The organism is Streptomyces sp. NBC_00080 (assembly GCF_045041255.1).
Classification (GTDB): Bacteria; Actinomycetota; Actinomycetes; order Streptomycetales; family Streptomycetaceae; genus Streptomyces; species Streptomyces coriariae.
Genome location: NZ_CP108235.1, coordinates 3,582,141 through 3,602,335, shown reverse-complemented (window position 1 = coordinate 3,602,335; position 20,195 = coordinate 3,582,141). Strand labels below are relative to the sequence as shown.

Sequence of the window (20,195 nt, the reverse complement as noted above, 5' to 3'; positions counted from 1 at the left end):
GCGACGGACAGGGGCCGGTCAGCCGCTGTAGGCCTCGGCCTTGAGAATGCGCACGGAGGCCTTCTTGCCGTTGGGCAGCTCGTACTCCGCGTCCTCGCCGACCTTGTGGCCGATCACGCCGGTGCCGAGCGGGGACTGCGGCGAGTAGGTCTCGATGTCCGAGCTCGCGTACTCGCGCGAGGCGAGGAGGAACGTCATGGTGTCGTCCTCGTCACCGTCGAAGGCGATCGTCACGACCATGCCGGGCGCCACCGCGCCGTCGGCGGAAGCCGGGGTCTCGCCGACCTTGGCGTTGTCGAGAAGCTGGGTCAGCTGGCGCACACGGAGCTCCTGCTTGCCCTGCTCCTCCTTGGCCGCGTGGTACCCACCGTTCTCACGCAGGTCCCCCTCCTCGCGCGCGGCCGCGATCTTGGCGGCGATCTCCGTGCGCGCAGGACCAGTAAGGTACTCAAGCTCGACCTTGAGCTTGTTGTACGCCTCCTGGGTCAGCCAGGTGACGGACTCGCTGGTCTGGGTCACAGGTGCTCCTCGTCGGTACTGGGAATACAAAGCATCGCCCTACCAAAAGCATGTTCCTCAGGTGATGGGCGAAACCACGAGCCTAACAATTCAGTGGCCGAAGGGGGAGGACATAAGCCATCAGAATTACGTCACCGCAGGTCAGCGTGTACGTATTGCGGAGGATGCGGTTCGCCCGGCGGCCCCCGCGTCAGTCCCTGCCGGTCGGCGTCAGTCGGCGTGACAGCCGAGCAGCTCGGCCGTCGTGCCCTTGGCCGTCGTACGCAGCGTGACCGTCCGGTCGATACGCGTGTCCGAGCCGGCGAAACGGAAGTCCGCCCGGCCCACCTCGGCGCCGTCGGCCGCCTGCGAGCGCACCGTGCAGTAGCCGCTCGCGCCCGCGTCCTTGCGGACCTCCAGGTGGAGCTGCACCGCCTCGTCCGAGGTCGCCTTGAAGGTGATCACCTCGGCGCTGATCTTGTTCTGGCCGACGTAGTGGTAGGCGAAGTAGCCGACCAGGGCGAGCAGGAACGCGCCCAGTACGGCGCCGGTGATCCTGAGCTTGTGGTCGGCCCGCTCGTCCGAGGAACGGCCGTAGCGGCCCTCGGGGAGTCGCGTGCTCGCCGTACTCATGATCGTCCTCCCGGCACGGAATTATTCGCCTCCCGATTCGGTCACTATAGAAGCCTGCGATCGCGCCGGTTCACACCGGGCGCCGACTTACCGAGGATTGAGTCTTGACTGACCAGCTGCGACTGATGGCCGTTCACGCGCACCCCGACGACGAGTCGAGCAAGGGCGCGGCCACCATGGCGAAGTACGTGTCCGAGGGGGTGGACGTGCTGGTCGTGACCTGCACGGGCGGGGAGCGCGGCTCCATCCTCAATCCCAAGCTTCAGGGCGACAAGTACATCGAGGAGCACATCCACGAGGTACGCAAGAAGGAGATGGACGAGGCTCGCGAGATCCTCGGCGTCAAGCAGGAGTGGCTCGGCTTCATCGACTCGGGCCTGCCCGAGGGCGACCCGCTGCCGCCGCTGCCCGACGGCTGCTTCGCCCTGGAGGACGTCGACAAGGCGGCCGGCGAACTGGTGAAGCAGATCCGCTCCTTCCGTCCCCAGGTGATCACCACCTACGACGAGAACGGCGGCTATCCGCACCCCGACCACATCATGACCCACAAGATCTCGATGGTGGCGTTCGAGGGCGCGGACGACGCCGCGAAGTACCCCGAGGCCGAGTTCGGTCCTGTCTACCGGCCGTCGAAGCTGTACTACAACCAGGGCTTCAACCGTCCCCGCACCGAGGCGCTGCACCACGCGATGCTCGACCGCGGCATGGAGTCGCCCTACGGGGAGTGGCTCAAGCGCTGGGACGAGTTCGGCCAGAAGGAGCGCACCCTCACCACGCACGTTCCGTGCGCCGACTTCTACGAGATCCGCGACAAGGCGCTGATCGCGCACGCCACGCAGATCGACCCCGACGGCGGCTGGTTCCGGGTGCCGATGGAGATCCAGAAGGAGGTCTGGCCCACGGAGGAGTACGAACTCGCGAAGTCCCGCGTCGATACCTCCCTCCCCGAGGACGACCTCTTTGCGGGCATCCGCGACAATGCCTGACATGAGCGCAAGCGTGAGTCTGGCAATGACGCACCTCGTCCCCCTCGCCAAGGAGGTCGACGAGAACAAGGTCACCCCCGGCGTCCTCGGCTTCATCGTCTTCGCGGCGATGGCCGTGGCGGTGTGGGGCCTGATGAAGTCCATGAGCAAGCACATGGGCAAGGTCGACTTCAAGGAGCCGGCGGACCCCGAGCAGACCTCCGCCGCCGGCACGGCGAAGGCGACGGGGAAGCCCTCCTCGACGTCTTGAGGCCAGTGCGAGAACGCACGGCGCGGCGACGCGTGGCGCCGGGGTGAGGGCTGACCGCCTCACCCCGGGGCATGCCCTGCTCCGGCGCCCGCTTCACCCCGGCGCCTGCCGTGCCCCCGCCCCCGGGGCGGGCCTCACCCCCGTGCGCCCCGCCCGGTTCGCGCGCCTACTCGTCGCTGACCGCCACGCCCATGACCTCTCGGCCGTGTCTGCCCGGTACCAGGCCCAGGCGCCAGGCCTGCCAGCCGGATTCCAGGCGGATGCCTCGTTCCAGCAGTAGCCCGTAGGCCTCCAGGCACTCGGTCAGTCGGGTGTCGCGCAGCGGGTGGTGGGTGCGGACCAGCTGGGCCAGTTCCTCCTGGGCCACCGCCGTGCCGACGTCGACCCCGCCCGGGGCCGCGTAGGGCAGCAGGGTGCAGCGCAGGAAGCGGGCCCAGTCCTCGCCGCGCCGGTCGCCGTACGACGCGAACAGGCCGGCCGCCTCGTCGCACAGGGCCAGGGCCGCCTGCGTACGGGCGTTCCCCGCGTCGACGATCGCGAGCTCCACGCAGGTCCAGGCCTCGCCGTGGGCGACGCCGATGCGCTGGAAGTCGGCGCGCGCGTCGACCAGGAGCTGCCGGGCGAAGCCCGAGTTGCGCAGCGAACCGGTCTGGGCGGCGCGCTGGTCCCGGGTCACCCGGGCCGAGTGGTGGCGGGCGCAGGCGAGGCCGTAGACGTCACGCATGCGGGAGAAGAGGGAGCGGGAACGTTCCAGCTCGCGGACGGCGTGGTCCAGGTCGCCCGTCTCCTCCAGGGCCAGGCCCAGGTAGTAGACCGTCCAGGCCTCACCACGCGCGTCCTCGTTGTCCCGGTGCCGCGCCGACGCCCGGCGCAGGTCCTCCGCCGCCGGGCCCTGGTCCCCGGCGATGAGCCGGGCCCGTGCCAGCTGGGTCAGCGCCCAGGCCTCGCCGCGGGCGTCGCGGGTGCGACCGTACAGATCGAGGGCCTCGCGCAGATCGGCCTCGGCCCGCGGGACGTCGCCGCGGCGCAGGTTCAGCTGGCCCAGCTGGAAGTGCGCCCAGGCCTCGCCGTGCACGGAGCCGCCCTCGCGGTGCAGGACCAGGGAGCGGGTGAGCAGGTCGAGGGCCTCGGCGAGATGCCCCCTGTCCCGCTCGACCGCCGCCAGCGCGTGCATCGTCCAGGCCCGGTCCGTGGCCAGCTCGGGCGCGGCCTGCAGGTCCATCGCCTCCCGCAGCTTCGCCGCCGCCTCCGTCAGCTGGCCCTGGTGGTGCAGGGTGATGCCCAGCGAGCACAGGGCGCGAGCCGCCCCCGCGTCGTGGTGGGCCTGGAGATAGAGGTCGACGACCGAGCTGAGCGTCGTACGGGCCTTGTCCAGCTCGCCCAGTTGACGGGCCGCGATACCGGTACGCCACTGCACGGACCGCACCAGCAGGTCCTGACCGACCGACTGCGCCAGCTCGCTGATCTCACCGAGCCGGTAGAGGTCGCCGCGCAGCAGGCAGTAGTCGCACAGGGCGCCCAGCAGGCTCAGTACGGCGTTCTGGTCGACGCCCTCCGCGTGCCGCAGCGTCGCCGTGATGAAGCTCGACTCGTCGTCCAGCCAGCGCAGCGCCTCGTCCAGGGAGGTGAAGCCGTGCGGGGTGAAGCGGTCGGAGCGGGTCGACATGTTGCCGTCGACCAGCCGCAGCACGGAGTCGGCGAGCTCGGCGTAGCTGACGATCAGGCGTTCCTGGGCCGCCGAGCGCTCGGTCTGCTCCTCCTCGTCGAGGAGCCGGGCCTGGGCGAAGGCGCGGACCAGGTCGTGCAGGCGGTAGCGGTCGCCGCGGACGTGGTCGACCAGACCGGCGTCGGCGAGGGCCGTGAGATGGCGGGTCGCCTCCGCACGGTCCGTGGCGAGGAGCGCGGCCGCCGCGGCCGTCCCGAGCGAGGCCCGTCCGGCCAGGGCCAGCCGGCGCAGCAGTCTGCGGGTCACGTCCGGCTGGTCGGTGTAGCGCAGCCACAGGGCGCGCTCGACCGGCTCCACCGGTCCGTACACCCCCAGGTCCGCCGCCAGCGCGCGCGGTGAGCGCGGGCCGAGCGAGGAGCCCACAACGCGCAGCGCCAGCGGCAGCCCGCCGCACAACTCCCGAACGCGGTCGGCGGATTCGGCGTCGTACGGGCCGGATGCGTCCTGGGCGGCCGCGCCCAGCAGCTCCTCCGCGCCCGCCGCGTCCAGGGGCCGCACCGCCAGTTCGTGCACCCACGCGGACAGTTCGGCCGTCAGCTCCAGCGGGGTCCGGGCGGTGACCAGGACCAGGCTGTCGGAACGTTCCGGCACGAGGGCGAGGACCTGTTCGGGGTCCGAGGCGTCGTCCAGGATCACCGTGACCGGCAGGCCGGTCAGGTGCTGCTGGTACAGCTCGGTGAGCCGCTTGACCTGCTGGTCCGCGGAGGAGCGCTCACGGAAGAGGAGCTGTTCGCGGGGTGCGCCGAGCCGGTTCAGCAGGTGCAGCAGGGCGTCCCGGGTGGGCAGTGGCGTCTCCTGCGTGCTGTGGCCGCGCAGGTCCACCACACAGGCGCCGCGGAACTGGTCGCGCAGATCGTGCGCGGCCCGCACCGCGAGGGTGGTGCGGCCGCTGCCGGGAGGCCCGTGCAGCACGACCACCGTCGGCCGTGTCTGCGTGCTGGCGCGTGCCGCCTGCACCCACTGCCGGAGCTGCCCGAGTTCGGTCCGCCGCCCGGCGAACGGGCCCGCCGCTTCCGGTAGTTGGGCGAACGACTGGGCCAGCACGGTCCGTCCGCGGGCCGCCGCGCTCTTGTCGGCGCCGCGCAGCTGCGGTCCCGGCGCCTTCTTCGGTCCGGTCGTCGCGCTCAGCATCCGCTGCTGGTCCAGGAACGGCCGGATGCCCCGCACCTCCAGCGCGGTGAGCCATTGCAGCCGCAGTTGCTCGGCTCCGCCGGGCTGCCCCGCCTCGCCGGCCCGGTGATGCGCGGCCGGCAGATGGGAGCCCGCCACCTTCACCACGGTCGCCGCGGCGCCGACGACGCCGACGGCCACCCCGGCGCCGAGCGCCGTGCCCGGCCCGGTGCCCAGCGCGAGATCGGCGACGGCCGTCGTGACGGCGGCAACACCCGCCACCAGCAGGGGAGTCCGCCCGCCCTCGCGCGCGTACCGCTGTCCGAAGCTGACCTGGTGGGACTCCGTCTCCTCCAGGGCGCGCGCGTACGCCTCGTACTCCTCGGCGGCCGTCTGCGCCATGGCGTCCAGCGCGCCGCGGGCCCGGGTCATCAGCACCTGCCGGTCGCTGCGCCCGCCGGACCGCCGTACTTCCTCCTCCACGGCCCGCGCCAACAACCGCTCGGCTTCCGCCCTATGGCCGTCCCGCATGTCCCGTCCCCCTCCGGAGGTCACAGCTTTCCTTGGTCAAGTGTGCGGCGGGCGGCTCCGCGAAGCGAGGGGGCGAAGAGCCTCGGGTCGCCGGGGCGGTGATCGCCCGGGGGCGCCTGACGTCTGCCGGGCGGGGTACTGCGGCAGGATGGACCCCATGCCGAACCGACTGGCCCATGAGACGTCCCCGTACCTCCTCCAGCACGCCGACAACCCCGTCGACTGGTGGCCCTGGTCGGCGGAGGCCTTCGAGGAGGCGCGCAGGCGGGGCGTGCCGGTGCTGCTGAGTGTCGGGTATTCGAGCTGCCACTGGTGCCATGTGATGGCGCACGAGTCCTTCGAGGACCAAACGACCGCCGACCAGCTCAACGAGCACTTCGTCAGCGTCAAGGTCGACCGGGAAGAGCGTCCCGACGTGGACGCCGTCTACATGGAGGCCGTGCAGGCGGCCACCGGCCAGGGCGGCTGGCCGATGACCGTGTTCCTGACGCCCGACGCCGAGCCCTTCTACTTCGGGACGTACTTCCCGCCCGCGCCCCGGCACGGCATGCCCTCCTTCCGGCAGGTGCTGGAGGGGGTGCGGCAGGCCTGGACCGAGCGGCGGGACGAGGTGGCGGAGGTCGCCGGGAAGATCGTCCGGGATCTGGCGGGACGGGAGATCTCCTACGGGGACGGCATGGCCCCCGGGGAACAGGAGCTGTCCCAGGCGCTGCTGGGGCTGACCCGGGAGTACGACCCGCAGCGGGGCGGGTTCGCCGGCGCGCCGAAGTTCCCGCCGTCGATGGTGATCGAGTTCCTGCTGCGCCACCATGCGCGGACCGGCGCCGAGGGCGCTCTCCAGATGGCCCGGGACACCTGCGAACGGATGGCCAGGGGCGGGATCTACGACCAGCTCGGCGGCGGGTTCGCCCGGTACTCCGTAGACCGTGACTGGGTCGTGCCGCACTTCGAGAAGATGCTGTACGACAACGCCCTGCTGTGCCGGGTCTACGCCCATCTCTGGCGGGCCACCGGCAGCGAGCTGGCCCGGCGGGTCGCCCTCGAGACGGCCGACTTCATGGTGCGCGAACTGCGTACCGAGCAGGGCGGGTTCGCCTCCGCGCTCGACGCCGACAGCGACGACGGGAGCGGGAAGCACGTCGAGGGCGTGTATTACGTCTGGACGCCCGAGCAGCTCACCGAGGTGCTCGGGCCGCAGGACGCCGAGCTCGCCGCCCGCTACTTCGGCGTCACCGAGGAGGGCACCTTCGAACACGGCTCCTCCGTCCTCCAACTCCCGCAGCAGGAGGAGGTCTTCGACGGGGAACGGATCGCCGGGATCAAGGAGCGGCTGCTGCGCGAGCGCGGCGGACGGCCCGCCCCGGGCCGGGACGACAAGGTCGTCGCCGCCTGGAACGGGCTCGCGATCGCCGCGCTCGCCGAGACCGGCGCCTACTTCGACCGGCCGGATCTCGTCGAGGCCGCGGTCGGGGCCGCCGATCTCCTCGTCCGGCTGCATCTCGACGAGCAGGCCCGTATCGCCCGTACCAGCAAGGACGGACAGCCCGGGGCCAACGCGGGGGTCCTCGAGGACTACGCCGACGTGGCCGAGGGGTTCCTCGCCCTCGCCTCCGTCACCGGGGAGGGCGTCTGGCTGGAGTTCGCCGGATTCCTGCTCGATCACGTCCTCGTCCGGTTCGTCGACCCCGAGTCCGGTGCGCTGTACGACACCGCGGCCGACGCCGAGCGGCTCATCCGGCGTCCGCAGGATCCGACGGACAACGCGGTGCCCTCCGGCTGGACCGCCGCCGCCGGCGCGCTGCTGAGCTACGCCGCCCATACCGGTTCGGAGCCCCACCGCACCGCCGCGGAGCGGGCGTTGGGCGTCGTGAAGGCGCTCGGGCCGCGGGTGCCCCGGTTCATCGGATGGGGGCTCGCCGCCGCCGAGGCGCTGCTCGACGGGCCGCGCGAGGTCGCCGTGGTCGTACCCGGCAGGGCCGACCCGGCTTCGGCGGCGTTGCACCGTACGGCGCTTCTGGGCACCGCCCCGGGGGCCGTCGTGGCGTTCGGCACGACGGGGAGTGACGAGTTCCCGTTGCTCGCCGACCGCCCGCTGATCGATGGTGAACCGACCGCGTACGTCTGCCGTAACTTCACCTGTGACGCGCCGACCGCCGACCCGGAGCGACTGCGCACGGCGTTGACGACCGTGGTGAGCGGCTGAAACACCCCCAAAGCGACACGGGAACACCGTGGCTCCGCAGGGAAAGCTGAGCATCTGTTCGGATAAGTCGGCTTACAAGCGGCAGAGTTCCGAAACGATCTATTTATCGGAAGAGTTCCCGGACTTCACAGAGTCCCCCTAGTCTCTCCACAGTGACGCGACGGATGTGACACGCCGTCGCGACAGGGGGCTCTGGGATCTGGGGGGATCTGCTTGCTCACGTCTGTCTTCATCGCTGCCGTCTCACTGGCCTTGTTCTGGATGGCGGCGTTCACCTTGTGGTGGCAGATGCACGCGTGGCGTACGCCCGAAGTGCTCGCGTCCACCCGGTTCAGCAGCCCGGACGGCGACGAACACGTCTCCTTCTCGCTGCTGCTTCCGGCACGGCACGAACAGGCCGTGCTGGACCACACCATCCGGCGGCTGCTGGAGTCCGGCCACACCGACTTCGAGATCATCGTCATCGTGGGTCACGACGACCCCGAGACCACGGCGGTGGCCGAGAGCGCCGCCGAACGCGACCCGCGCGTCCGTGTGGTCGTCGACACCCACGAGAAGAAGAACAAGCCGAAGGCCATGAACACGGCGCTGCCGCACTGCCGGGGCGATGTCGTCGGGGTCTTCGACGCCGAGGACCAGGTCCATCCCGAGCTGCTCTCCCATGTCGACCACGCCTTCCGGACCACGGGGGCCGACGTCGTGCAGGGCGGGGTGCAGCTCATCAACTTCCACTCCAGCTGGTACAGCCTGCGCAACTGCCTGGAGTACTTCTTCTGGTTCCGCTCCCGGCTCCATCTGCATGCGCAGAAAGGATTCATCCCACTGGGTGGCAACACCGTATTCGTACGGACGCACACCCTCAGGGAAGCCGGTGGCTGGGACCCGGACTGCCTGGCCGAGGACTGCGATCTCGGTGTCCGCCTCTCCAGCGTCGGCAAGAAGGTCGTCGTCGCCTACGACTCCGCCATGGTGACCCGGGAGGAGACCCCGGGCTCGCTGATGTCCCTGCTCAAGCAGCGCACCCGCTGGAACCAGGGCTTCCTCCAGGTCTACCGGAAGAAGGACTGGAAGCAACTCCCCGGTTTCGGGCAGCGGTTGCTGGCCCGCTACACCCTCATGACGCCCTTTCTCCAGGCGTTCTCCGGGGTCGTCATCCCGCTCAACGTGGCGATCGCGCTCTTCCTCGACGTGCCCGTCGGGATCGCCTTCGTCACCTTCCTGCCGGCCGTGACGGCACTCGTCACCTTCGTCTTCGAGCTCGTCGGCCTGCACGACTTCGGCAAGCAGTACGGCCTGCGCGTCCGCCTCGTCCACTACCTCAAGCTCGTCGTGGGCGGACCCTTCTACCAGGTCCTCCTCGCGGGGGCCGCGATGCGCGCGGTCTGGCGTGAACAACGCGGCCGTACCGACTGGGAGTTGACCTCGCATGTCGGCGCGCATCTGACCGCCGCCGCCGGGGCCGTAGCCGGGGCCGTAGTCGGTCCCGCGGCCGTGGCCGGGCCCGCTTCCGATCCCGCAGTGATCCGAGAGGACGTTCCTGCGTGACCTCCACCCTTCCCGCGGTGACCACCGGCACGGTCCCCGCGCAGCGCCGGCCTGTGCCAGATCCGCGTTCGACCGGTCGAACCGCTGTGTCCAAGCGGCTGCGCCGGTCCCGTCCCGACCTGATCCTGTGCGGCGTGCTCCTCGTGGCGATCCTCGTCGTGCAGGGCTGGAACATCGCCGACTACCCGACCCTCAGCGACGACGAGGGCACCTATCTGGCCCAGGCCTGGGCCGTCCAGGAGGGCAGGGGTCTCGCCCACTACACCTACTGGTACGACCACCCGCCCCTGGGCTGGATCCAGCTCGCCCTGCTGACCTGGATCCCCAAGCTGGTCAGCCCCGACTCGATGACCGTCGGCGCGATGCGGCCCGCGATGCTCGTCGTCAGCGCGATCAGCGCCGTTCTCGTCCACGTCCTCGGGCGGCGGCTGTCGCTGCCCCGATGGGCGGCCGGGCTCGGCATGGTCCTGTTCGGGCTCTCCCCGCTCTCGGTCGTCCTCCAGCGGGAGATCTTCCTGGACAACCTCGCGGTGATGTGGACCCTGCTCGCGTTCACCCTGGCCGCCTCGCCGAGCCGCCACCTCTGGCACCACTTCGCGGCGGGTGTCGCCGCCGCGACGGCCGTGCTAACCAAGGAGACGATGCTCTTCGTCCTCCCGGCGGTCTTCGTCACCATGTGGCGGCACAGCCACCGCGACACCCGTAAGTTCGCCCTCACCGGCGCGGTCACCGCCTGCGTGCTGATCGGCCTCGCGTATCCCCTCTTCGCCCTGCTCAAGGGCGAGTTGCTGCCGGGCAGCGGCCATGTCTCCCTCTGGGACGGCATCGCCTACCAGATGACCAGACCCGGGTCGGGCTTCATCCTCGACCAGGGCTCGGGGTCCTACGACGCGCTCCGGTCGTGGCTCTACTACGACCGGGTGCTGATCCTCGGCGGCCTCGCGGGCGCGCTGCTGCTCCTGCTCACCTGGCGCTGGTCGGTCACCGCCCGAGCCCTCGCCGGACCGTCGCTGGCGGTGGCGATCCTCGCGGTCGTCGCGATGCGGCCCAGCGGCTACCTGCCCGCGATGTACGTCATCCAGGCGCTGCCCTTCCTCGCACTCGTCCTCGCCGGCGGCACGGCGAGCATCGCCCACGCCGTCCTGCGCAGACGGCGCGGGCCGGACGAGGCACGGTGGCGGACCGGCGGCCGCTACGCCCTCGCGGCCGTCCTCGCCCTGGCTGCGGGCGCGTACGTCGTCCCGCGCTGGTACGACGGCGACCGCACCGCCGTCACCGCCGACGCCAACGCCCCCTACCGGGCCGCCTCCACATGGCTGGCCACCGAGGTCGAGGACCCGGCCGGCACCCGTGTCCTGGTCGACGACGCGCTCTGGTTGGACCTGGTGCACGCCGGCTACCGGCCCGGACCCGGGGCCATCTGGTTCTACAAGGCCGACCTCGACCCCGCCGTCACCAAGACCCTGCCGAACGGCTGGCGGGACATCGACTACGTCGTCGCCTCGCCGACCGTCCGGCGGGACGCGAGCGACCTGCCGCAGGTCGGGGCGGCTCTCGAGCACTCGACGCCGGTGGCCACCTTCGGCTCCGGTGAGGACCGGATCGAGATCCGGCGGATCCAGACCGACTCCGGAGGCGTCCGATGAGCCACGAACACACCGAATACAGCGCTCCCGTACCCGATCTGAGCGCCGCCCAGCTCGCCGAGCCCGGCGCGGTCACCATCGTCGTACCGACCTTCAACGAGTCGGCGAACATCCGCCAACTGCTGCACCGGATCACCGAGTCGGTTCCCTCCCGGCTGCCCTGCGAGGTCGTCTTCGTGGACGACTCCACCGACGACACCCCCGAGGTCATCCGGGACGCGGCGCGCGACTGCCCGTTCCCGGTGACCGTGCTGCACCGGGAGGAACCGGTCGGCGGGCTCGGGGGCGCGGTCGTCGAGGGGATGAGGACGGCCGGCTCGGACTGGATCGTCGTCATGGACGGCGACTGCCAGCACCCCCCGTCCCTGGTACCGGAGTTGGTGGCCACCGGGGAGCGGTCCAACGCCGCGCTCGTCGTCGCCTCCCGGTACGTCAAGGGCGGCAGCCGCGCCGGGCTCGCGGGCAGCTACCGGGTGGCCGTCTCCCGCGGGGCCACCTGGCTCACCAAGTCCCTCTTCCCCCGGAAGCTGCACGGCATCAGCGATCCGATGAGCGGGTTCTTCGCGATCCGGCGCAGCGCGGTCACCGCCGACGTCCTCAGGCCGCTCGGCTACAAGATCCTCCTCGAACTCGCCGTCCGCAGCCGCCCGCGCGCGGTCGGCGAGGTCCCGTTCGTCTTCGAGGAGCGCTTCGCCGGCGAGTCCAAGTCGAGCGCGCGGGAGGGCTTCCGCTTCCTGCGCCACCTGGTCGGACTGCGCACCGCGTCGCCGGTCGCCCGCATGATCGGCTTCGGGCTGATCGGGGCGACCGGGTTCCTGCCCAACCTGCTGGGGCTGTGGGCCCTCACCGCCGCCGGAGTGCACTATGTGCCGGCCGAGATCCTCGCCAACCAGCTCGGCGTCGCCTGGAACTTCGTCCTCATCGAGCATCTGCTGTTCCGCGACCGCCGGGCCCATCGACGCTGGTGGGACAGGGCCGGCCGGTTCGCGCTGCTCGCCAACGCCGATCTGGTGCTGCGCATCCCGCTGATCGCGCTGTTCGTGCACCGGTTCGGGATGGGCGCGCTGTCCGCGACCGCGCTGGCCCTGGTCACGACGTTCGTCGTGCGCTTCGCCGGTACCGAAGCGCTGGTCTACCTCCCCCGCCGGAGGCCGCGGGGGAGCCGCACCGCAAGGAGAGCCGTGTGAACAGACGCCGCAGACGGATCGCCATGCTGGCGGTGACGGGCCTCACCTCAGGCCTGTTGCTGGCCGGCCCGCAACCCGCGTCCGCCGCCAACCTCATCAAGAACGCCGGCTTCGAGACGGCGGGTACGGACGGCATGCCGTACTGCTGGGAGAAGTCGGGCTGGGGCGACAACGACTTCGTCTTCGCGCACACCTCGGACGCGCACACCGGCGCCAAGGCGATGAAGGTGACGCTGACCCGCCGGGTCGACGGCGACCGCAAGGCGCTGATCACCGAGTCGGCGGAGTGCGCGCCCGCGGCGACGCCGGGCAAGCAGTACGACCTGTCGCTCTGGTACAGGTCGACGACCCCCGACACCTCGGTCACCCTCTTCCGGCACGACACGACGGCGGGTTGGCAGTACTGGACGGACCTCAAGACGCTGGACATGGCGTCCGCCTACACCCAGGCCACCGTCCGCACCCCCGCGGTGCCGGCCGGCACCGACCGCATCACCTGGGGCGTCTCCGTCTACGGGACCGGCTCGGTGACCACCGACGACTACACGATGGAGCAGGTGCCGGACGTCCTCCCGCCCGCGACCTGCACGGGCACCGCCGACACCTGCGCGAACGGCCGCTGGGACGTGCTGCCCACGCGGAACCCGGTCCGCTCCATGCACTCCGTCGTCCTCAACAACGGCAAGGTGCTGCTGATCGCCGGCTCCGGCAACAGCGAGGAGCAGTTCGACGCGGGCACGTTCACGTCGGCGGTGTACGACCCGGCGACCGGCAGCTACAAGGTCGTCCCCACGCCGAAGGACATGTTCTGCTCCGGGCACGTGCAGCTCCAGGACGGGCGCGTCCTCGTGATGAGCGGCAACAAGGCCTACCCGGTGGCCGGCGGGCACGGCTACGAGGGCTTCAAGGACTCCTACGTCTTCGACCCCGGCACCGAGACGTACAGCAGGACCAACGACATGAACGACGGCCACTGGTACCCGTCGGCCACGGTCATGGGCAACGGTGACGTGCTGTCCTTCGGCGGGCTGCGCGAGGACTCGACCGGATCGGTGACGGCCGAGCTGTTCTCGCAGGCCGAGCAGCAGTGGCAGCCGCTGTGGAAGGTCAACCAGACCTGGTCGTACTGGGGTCTGTACCCGTCGATGATCCTGATGCAGGACGGCCGCCTCTTCTACTCGGGCAGCCATGTCTTCGGCAACAACATCCCGGGCACGGGTTCGGCGATCTACGACTACGACGCCAACACGGTCACCCAGATCCCCGGTCTGCAGAACAAGGACCAGCGCGACCAGTCGGCGAGCGTCCTGCTGCCTCCTGCGCAGGACCAGAAGGTTCTCACTCTCGGCGGCGGCAACATCGACTCCAACCCGGACGGCAACCGGCTCACCGACATCATCGATCTGAAGGCCGCGAACCCGTCGTACGTCGCCGGACCACCGCTCCCGCAGGGCACGGTGGACCTCGGCAACGGCCCGGTCGCCGAGACGGGCAACCAGGGGAAGATGTACGTCTCCGCCGTGCTGCTGCCCGACGGCAAGGTGCTGGAGACGGGTGGGGCGCTGCACAACCGGGCCGACCCGGTCTTCGAGTCGTCGATCTACGACCCCGGCACGAACACCTTCGATCCCGTCGCCGCCGACCCGCAGGCCCGCGGCTACCACTCGTCCTCGTTCCTGCTGCCCGACGGCCGGGTGATGTCGACCGGCGACAACCCGGGCAACGGCACCTGGAACCACAACGTGTCGATCTACACCCCGCCCTATCTGCTCAAGGGCACCCGGCCGGCGATCACGTCGGTCATCGACACGGAGTGGACGTACGGCGACACCCAGCGCATCACGGTCGACCGGCCCATCGCCAAGGCGGAGCTGATCCGCCCGGCGGCGGTGACCCACTCCTCCGACCCGAACCAGCGCTTCGTGGACCTCCCGCTGTCCGTCGACGGCAACAACGTCGACCTCAACGTGACGAGCAACCCGAACCTGGCGCCGCCCGGCTGGTACATGCTCTTCGCGGTGGACGCGAACGGGGTGCCGTCGGTGGCGAAGTGGGTGCACCTCCAGGGGCCGGCCGGACTCGCCGCGGACTCCGCGTCGACGTTCTCGGTGTCCTCGGGCACCGCGGCCGCACCGCACGTGCACTCCTTCGCCGACGACCTGACCGGCAAGGTCACCGGACCCGGCAGGAAGCGGACCTCGCAAGCGGTCGGCCCGACCGTCTCCGGCTGCGACCGGCACTACGGCTCGATCAACGTGTGCGTGCCGACGGCGTTCCCGGCGACGGTGAAGAGGACGACGGCCGCCCGCTGCTCCTGGCTCAAGGCCAACGACTACGGCCGGCTGAAGGTCAACGGCAAGGACGACCCACTGGGTCTCGACCCCGACCGGGACGGCCTCGCGTGCGGAAAGGGCGACCTGCGCAAGGCCTAGGGCTTGCCCTGTCCCGCGAACTCCGCCAGGGCGCGCTCCACGATGGCCACCAGCTGCTCGTGGTGCGCGCCCTTCCAGTACGCGCGCCCGCAGGACAGGCACTGCGCGAACACGTCGTACGACTGCTGCGTGCCGTGGCGCAGCTGGTCGGCGACCTCCTCCTTGGTGGCCGTGCGCAGCAGACCGTTGCAGGCGGTGCACCTCGTCCAGGGAAGCAGCTCGGGCGCGAACCGGCCGAGGATGTCGCGGAGCTGCTCATCGGGGTCGGTGCTGTAGACGAACGCGCCCGCCCACAGTTCGCGCCGCCGCAGCAGGCCCCGGTCCCGGCTCAGCATGACGCGCTGTTCGGCCGCCGACCGGGTGGCGAGCGCCGGGTCGCCGATGTCGGTCGACTCGTACGCCGTGTCCACGCCGAGCAGACGCATCCGGCGGGCCAGGGTGCCGAGGTGGACGTCGAGGAGGAAGCGCAGCGGCGCTTCCGGGATCCGCTGGGGGCGGGCCACCGGGCGGACGGTCACCGACTCGCCGGCTGCGGGGATGTGCGAGACCGGTACCGCACGGCCGTCGACGAGCAGGGTGCCGACCTCGGTGAGGGGTACCCCGAGTGACTCGACGACATGGCCGAGGGTGGAGACGCCGTCGACGGCGAGCGAGGTGGCTCCGGCACGTCGCGCGGGCGGGACGAACAGGGCCAGCTCCGGGGCGACTTCGACGCGGATCTCGAATGCGTTCACCTGGTCAGGATGGCACGGCCCAGGGGTGCAGGCTCAGCTGTTTTCCTTGCTCAGGCCGTGCTCCAGGACGTCCAGGGTGCGGTCGAGGAGGGCGCCGAAGTCGTCCTCGTGGCCGTGCTCGCCCCAGTACAGGGCCGTCTCCATCAGGCCGCCGAGCAGGGACATCGTGTAGACGCGGACCTCCAGGCTGTCGGGGTCGCGGCCGGAGCGCTCGCCGATCGCGACGCAGAGCATGCGGCCGAGGACCGACATGCTCTCCGTCATCCGCGAGCGCACCGCCGGGACCTGGACCATCAGGTGGGTGCGCAGCCGTGCCGTGTCCGGGTCCTCGTCGAAGCCGAGGCGGGCGCCTTCCCGCATCACGTACCGCATGGTGTCCGCCACCGCCTCGCGGGCGGGCCGGGAGCGCAGCAGCGCCAGCAGGATCGGGTCCTGCTCGTCGGTGAGGACGATGTCCTCCTTGGTCGGGAAGTAGCGGAAGACGGTCGACGGCGAGACCTCGGCGCGCTCGGCGATCTGGTCGATCGTCGTGGCGTCGTACCCCTGCTCCTTGACCAGCGCGTAGGTCGCGGCGCGGATCGCCTCGCGGGTCTTGGTCTTCTTGCGCTCCCGGAGACCCGGCTGCGGGTGGTCGGCGGGAGAGCTGGTGCGTGCGGCCGTCATGGGCTCATTGTCGGGCATCGGCCGCGGGGGTGACCAAGCCGGGACCGGCGTCCTCCGCCGGGCCCTCCACCGCATCGCTCCTGTCGACCTGCGCGGTTCCCGGCGGGAACGCGGCCGCCAGCAGCGCGGAGGCCAGGGCGGCGACCACCGAGTCCCCGGCGGTGTCGGCGGCCCCCGCGGGCAGACCGGTGACGTCGAGGCGGTCGCGGAAGGCGCTCGCGAGCAGGCTGCCGAGCAGCGCGATGCCGATGGCGGCGCCGACCTGGCGCAGGGTCATCAGCAGGCCGGAGCCGCTGCCGGCGCGGTCGGTGGGCAGGGTGCCCAGCGCGCCGGCCATCGCGGGCACGATCGAGAAGCCGAAGCCGAAGCCGAAGCCGAAGCCGAAGCCGACGATCGACAGCCACAGCGCGGTGAAGCCGTAACCGGAGTCGACCGTCGTCCGGCTGCCCAGCAGCATGGAGTGGTTGAGCAGCCGGCCGCCGATGATCGGCCCGAGCGGCAGGCCCAGCGTCGAGCCGGCCGAGACGATGCCGACGGCCCTGGTGCGCTCGTCGGGCGCGAACAGCGAGGGCAGCACCGACAGCGCGAGCGGCGTGACCAGCGCGGCCCCGACGCCCGTCACGGCGCGGGCGGCGATCACCGCGTTCACGTCCCCGGCCAGGGTGCCGACCAGCGAGCCGACGAAGAAGATCCCCAGCCCGGTGATCAGCATGTTCCGTCGGCCGAAGCGGTCGCCCAGCAGACCGGCCGGGAGCATCAGAGCCGCGAAGACGACGATGTACGCGTCCGCCATCCACTGCTGCTGACCGGTGCCGGCGCCGAGCTGTTCCGCCATCGTCGGGAGGGCCACATTGAGGATCGTCGTGTCGAAGCCGAGCGTGAGCATGCTCGCGACCAGAGCCCCCAGGGCCCACCAGCGGCGGGGGTCGGCCCCCACAACAGCAGAGTCGTGACAGCAGCAATGAAATGAGAGTAGCTATCATAAGATGGTGTGTGTCAATTGATATGGTCTCCCGGTATGTGGAACCGGCGCACAGAAAAGGGCCACGGCTCGGAAGCCGTGGCCCGGAGGGGGCGGAGCAGGGGTGCTATCCGTGCTGGTAGGCCACCAGGGAGATGCCGACGTAGTGCACGACGAAGGCGGCGAGGGTCAGCGAGTGGAAGACCTCGTGGAAGCCGAACCAGCGCGGTGAAGGGTTGGGGCGCTTGATGCCGTAGATCACGCCGCCCGCGCTGTAGAGGAGCCCGCCGACGATCACCAGGACCATGACGGCGATGCCGCCCGCCCGCATGAAGTCCGGCAGGAAGAAGACGGCCGCCCAGCCCATCGCGATGTAGCACGGCGTGTAGAGCCAGCGCGGGGCGCCCACCCAGAAGACCCGGAAGGCGATGCCCGCGATCGCCGCGGCCCAGATGCTCCACAGCAGCCACTGCCCCTTCGACTCCGGCAGGAGCAGCAGGGTGAGCGGTGTGTAGGTGCCCGCGATGATCAGGAAGATGTTCGCGTGGTCGAGTCTGCGCAGGACGCCGTCCATCCGCGGGCTCCAGTTGCCGCGGTGGTAGAGGGCGCTCACCCCGAACAGGAGGCAGGCCGTCAGGGCGAAGATTCCGCAGGCGATGCGGCCGCGGGACGAGTCCGCCAGGGCGGTGAGGACCAGTCCGGAGACGAGAGCGGCCGGAAACATGCCGAGGTGCAACCAGCCGCGGAGCTTGGGCTTGATCTCTTCCGACAGGGAGTGCGCGACGGACGCGGGGCCGGCGGCCGGCGAGTCCGTGGGCGCGTCGGGGACGGACGCAGTCATGGGCGAATCGTACCTACGGAACCGTAACTTACGTGTCGGTCCGGCATATCCGGGCGTCAAGAGTGGTCATCGTCTCACGCGGACGGGTCAAGGGGTCGTCGGCCGAACGTCATGTGGACGCAAAACGGCGCCGCTACACGTGGCCATCCTCACTCCGCTCACCTGTGAGGCCCTCTGGACATATGGGCGGTAGCATCGGATGATCAAATGAGTGCGGTCGACACCGGATGAGCGCCAAGGTCACCATCAGAAGCATCCGGGTCGCAGCCCCCACGGGGCCTCCAAACAAAAAATCCCTCATTTAGGAGCAATCGTGGCGCGCGACATCGCGGCTCCCCCCGTCATCCCCACCCAGCACCAGGAACTCGTCTCCTGGGTGAACGAGATCGCCGAACTGACGCAGCCGGACAACGTGGTCTGGTGTGACGGATCCGAGGCCGAGTACGAGCGACTGTGCGACGAGCTCGTGGAGAAGGGCACCTTCAAGAGGCTCGACCCGGTCCAGCGCCCGAACTCCTACTACGCGGCCTCCGACCCCACCGACGTCGCCCGCGTCGAGGACCGCACCTTCATCTGCTCCGAGAAGGAGGAGGACGCCGGCCCGACCAACCACTGGAAGGCGCCCGCCGAGATGCGGGAGATCTTCAGTGGTGACAAGGGGCTGTTCCGCGGCTCCATGCGCGGCCGCACGATGTACGTCGTCCCCTTCTGCATGGGCCCGCTGGGCTCCGACCTCTCCGCGATCGGCGTCGAGATCACCGACTCCGCCTACGTCGCCGTGTCCATGCGCACCATGACCCGCATGGGACAGCCGGTGCTGGACGAACTCGGCACCGACGGCTTCTTCGTGCGTGCCGTGCACACGCTCGGAGCGCCGCTTGCCGAGGGCGAGGCCGACGTCCCGTGGCCCTGCAACAGCACCAAGTACATCTCGCACTTCCCCGAGAGCCGCGAGATCTGGTCCTACGGCTCCGGCTACGGCGGCAACGCCCTGCTCGGCAAGAAGTGCTACGCCCTGCGCATCGCGTCCGTCATGGCCCGCGACGAGGGCTGGCTCGCCGAGCACATGCTGATCCTCAAGCTGACCCCGCCGCAGGGCGAGTCCAAGTACGTCGCCGCCGCCTTCCCGAGCGCCTGCGGCAAGACCAACCTGGCCATGCTGGAACCCACCGTCTCCGGCTGGACCGTCGAGACCATCGGCGACGACATCGCCTGGATGCGGTTCGGCGAGGACGGCCGCCTGTACGCCATCAACCCCGAGGCCGGCTTCTTCGGCGTGGCGCCCGGCACCGGTGAGCACACCAACGCCAACGCGATGAAGACCCTCTGGGGCAACTCGGTCTTCACCAACGTCGCCCTCACCGACGACAACGACATCTGGTGGGAGGGCATGACGGAGGAGACTCCCGCCCACCTCACCGACTGGAAGGGCAACGACTGGACGCCGGAGTCCGGCACCCCCGCCGCCCACCCCAACGCCCGCTTCACCGTCCCCGCCGCGCAGTGCCCGATCATCGCGCCCGAGTGGGAGGACCCCAGGGGCGTGCCGATCTCGGCGATCCTCTTCGGCGGCCGACGCGCCTCCGCGGTCCCGCTGGTGACGGAGTCCTTCGACTGGAACCACGGCGTCTTCCTCGGCGCCAACGTGGCCTCCGAGAAGACCGCCGCCGCCGAGGGCAAGGTCGGCGAGCTGCGCCGCGACCCCTTCGCCATGCTGCCGTTCTGCGGCTACAACATGGGCGACTACATGGGCCACTGGGTCGACGTCGCCAAGGGCAAGGACCAGTCGAAGCTCCCGAAGATCTACTACGTCAACTGGTTCCGCAAGAACGAGGCGGGCAAGTTCGTCTGGCCCGGCTTCGGCGAGAACAGCCGCGTGCTGAAGTGGATCGTGGAGCGCCTGGACGGCAGGGCCGAGGGCGTCGAGACCCCGATCGGCATCCTGCCGACCAAGGACGCCCTCGACACCAAGGGCCTCGAACTCGCCGACTCCGACCTTGAGTTCCTCCTCACCGTGGACAAGGAGGTCTGGCGCGAGGAGGCCTCCCTGGTCCCCGAGCACCTCAACACCTTCGGCGAGCACACCCCGAAGGAACTGTGGGACGAGTACCGCGCGCTGGTGCAGCGCCTGGGCTGAGGCCCACCGAGAACTCCGCGGCCGGCACGGGATTGCCCTGACCAGTGATCGTCACGGCCGGCCGCGGTGCGATGCGGCGAGCCGCGTACAACGGCGTACGTGGCCATGGGCC

General features: G+C 70.5%; 15 protein-coding genes. 8 read left to right on the top strand and 7 right to left on the bottom strand.

Annotation, left to right across the window (positions count from 1 at the left end; translation table 11 throughout):
• Positions 1-18 precede the first annotated feature (18 nt).
• Together greA and OHU34_RS15795 are read right to left on the bottom strand one after the other, a co-directional pair.
• Positions 19-519, bottom strand: a complete 501-nt coding sequence (gene greA / locus OHU34_RS15800) for a transcription elongation factor GreA (protein ID WP_020128091.1) — start codon at positions 517-519, stop codon at positions 19-21.
• Positions 520-729: 210 nt separating this feature from the next.
• Complete coding sequence (locus OHU34_RS15795; protein WP_142265935.1) at positions 730-1,131, bottom strand: DUF4307 domain-containing protein; 402 nt, start codon at positions 1,129-1,131, stop codon at positions 730-732.
• Between the two features lie 125 nt (positions 1,132-1,256).
• Between OHU34_RS15795 and mca the strand changes: the two genes are divergently transcribed.
• Both mca and OHU34_RS15785 read left to right on the top strand, forming a co-directional pair.
• Positions 1,257-2,117, top strand: coding sequence for a mycothiol conjugate amidase Mca (gene mca, locus OHU34_RS15790; protein WP_200839943.1), 861 nt, complete (start codon positions 1,257-1,259; stop codon positions 2,115-2,117).
• Positions 2,110-2,367: a hypothetical protein gene (locus tag OHU34_RS15785; protein WP_078615601.1), complete on the top strand. Its 258-nt coding sequence runs from the start codon at positions 2,110-2,112 to the stop codon at positions 2,365-2,367. Before mca ends, OHU34_RS15785 begins: the two co-directional genes overlap by 8 nt.
• Positions 2,368-2,533: 166 nt before the next feature.
• On the opposite strand, the gene OHU34_RS15780 is transcribed toward OHU34_RS15785, so the two are convergent.
• The gene (locus tag OHU34_RS15780; protein WP_230194790.1) at positions 2,534-5,734 is read right to left on the bottom strand and encodes a tetratricopeptide repeat protein; all 3,201 of its coding nucleotides are present in this window, start codon (positions 5,732-5,734) and stop codon (positions 2,534-2,536) included.
• Positions 5,735-5,891: 157 nt separating this feature from the next.
• Here OHU34_RS15780 and OHU34_RS15775 point away from each other — a divergent pair, with 157 nt between their 5' ends.
• From OHU34_RS15775 to OHU34_RS15755, 5 genes are all read left to right on the top strand, one after another.
• Complete coding sequence (locus OHU34_RS15775; RefSeq protein WP_142265938.1) at positions 5,892-7,937, top strand: thioredoxin domain-containing protein; 2,046 nt, start codon at positions 5,892-5,894, stop codon at positions 7,935-7,937.
• Positions 7,938-8,150: 213 nt separating this feature from the next.
• A complete protein-coding gene (locus OHU34_RS15770) occupies positions 8,151-9,482 on the top strand; it encodes a glycosyltransferase (protein ID WP_405766859.1) in 1,332 nt (443 codons plus the stop codon).
• A complete protein-coding gene (locus OHU34_RS15765) occupies positions 9,479-11,128 on the top strand; it encodes a phospholipid carrier-dependent glycosyltransferase (protein ID WP_230194788.1) in 1,650 nt (549 codons plus the stop codon). The genes OHU34_RS15770 and OHU34_RS15765 overlap by 4 nt, the downstream gene beginning before the upstream one ends.
• Complete coding sequence (locus tag OHU34_RS15760; RefSeq protein ID WP_230194787.1) at positions 11,125-12,315, top strand: glycosyltransferase family 2 protein; 1,191 nt, start codon at positions 11,125-11,127, stop codon at positions 12,313-12,315. The genes OHU34_RS15765 and OHU34_RS15760 overlap by 4 nt, the downstream gene beginning before the upstream one ends.
• 23 nt (positions 12,316-12,338) lie before the next feature.
• Positions 12,339-14,747, top strand: coding sequence for a galactose oxidase-like domain-containing protein (locus tag OHU34_RS15755; protein ID WP_405772264.1), 2,409 nt, complete (start codon positions 12,339-12,341; stop codon positions 14,745-14,747).
• Here OHU34_RS15755 and OHU34_RS15750 read toward each other — a convergent pair.
• The 4 genes from OHU34_RS15750 to OHU34_RS15735 form a co-directional block, all read right to left on the bottom strand.
• Positions 14,744-15,481, bottom strand: coding sequence for a Mut7-C RNAse domain-containing protein (locus OHU34_RS15750; RefSeq protein WP_142265943.1), 738 nt, complete (start codon positions 15,479-15,481; stop codon positions 14,744-14,746). The genes OHU34_RS15755 and OHU34_RS15750 overlap by 4 nt on opposite strands.
• Positions 15,482-15,514: 33 nt before the next feature.
• On the bottom strand, positions 15,515-16,144 hold the full coding sequence (locus OHU34_RS15745) for a TetR/AcrR family transcriptional regulator (RefSeq protein ID WP_142265944.1): 630 nt from the start codon (positions 16,142-16,144) through the stop codon (positions 15,515-15,517).
• A gap of 4 nt (positions 16,145-16,148) precedes the next feature.
• Complete coding sequence (locus OHU34_RS15740; RefSeq protein WP_142265945.1) at positions 16,149-17,081, bottom strand: MFS transporter; 933 nt, start codon at positions 17,079-17,081, stop codon at positions 16,149-16,151.
• A gap of 151 nt (positions 17,082-17,232) precedes the next feature.
• Positions 17,233-17,946 carry a hemolysin III family protein gene (locus OHU34_RS15735; RefSeq protein WP_054242575.1) on the bottom strand — a complete coding sequence of 238 codons (714 nt, stop codon included), beginning with the start codon at positions 17,944-17,946 and terminating at the stop codon, positions 17,233-17,235.
• A 313-nt stretch (positions 17,947-18,259) separates the two neighbouring features.
• On the opposite strand from OHU34_RS15735, the gene OHU34_RS15730 reads away from it, so the two are divergent.
• Positions 18,260-20,083 (top strand): phosphoenolpyruvate carboxykinase (GTP), encoded by a 1,824-nt coding sequence (locus OHU34_RS15730; RefSeq protein WP_142265946.1) that lies wholly within the window; start codon positions 18,260-18,262, stop codon positions 20,081-20,083.
• The last annotated feature ends 112 nt before the right edge of the window (positions 20,084-20,195 follow it).

Excerpts from the sequence above, each read along its gene's own strand:
- OHU34_RS15795 (WP_142265935.1), bottom strand. The coding sequence starts at position 1,131 with ATGAGTACGGCGAGCACGCGACTCCCCGAGGGCCGCTACGGCCGTTCC.
- mca (WP_200839943.1), top strand. The coding sequence starts at position 1,257 with ATGGCCGTTCACGCGCACCCCGACGACGAGTCGAGCAAGGGCGCGGCC.
- OHU34_RS15785 (WP_078615601.1), top strand. The coding sequence starts at position 2,110 with ATGCCTGACATGAGCGCAAGCGTGAGTCTGGCAATGACGCACCTCGTC.
- OHU34_RS15780 (WP_230194790.1), bottom strand. The coding sequence starts at position 5,734 with ATGCGGGACGGCCATAGGGCGGAAGCCGAGCGGTTGTTGGCGCGGGCC.
- OHU34_RS15775 (WP_142265938.1), top strand. The coding sequence starts at position 5,892 with ATGCCGAACCGACTGGCCCATGAGACGTCCCCGTACCTCCTCCAGCAC.
- OHU34_RS15760 (WP_230194787.1), top strand. The coding sequence starts at position 11,125 with ATGAGCCACGAACACACCGAATACAGCGCTCCCGTACCCGATCTGAGC.
- OHU34_RS15755 (WP_405772264.1), top strand. The coding sequence starts at position 12,339 with ATGCTGGCGGTGACGGGCCTCACCTCAGGCCTGTTGCTGGCCGGCCCG.
- OHU34_RS15745 (WP_142265944.1), bottom strand. The coding sequence starts at position 16,144 with ATGACGGCCGCACGCACCAGCTCTCCCGCCGACCACCCGCAGCCGGGT.
- OHU34_RS15735 (WP_054242575.1), bottom strand. The coding sequence starts at position 17,946 with ATGACTGCGTCCGTCCCCGACGCGCCCACGGACTCGCCGGCCGCCGGC.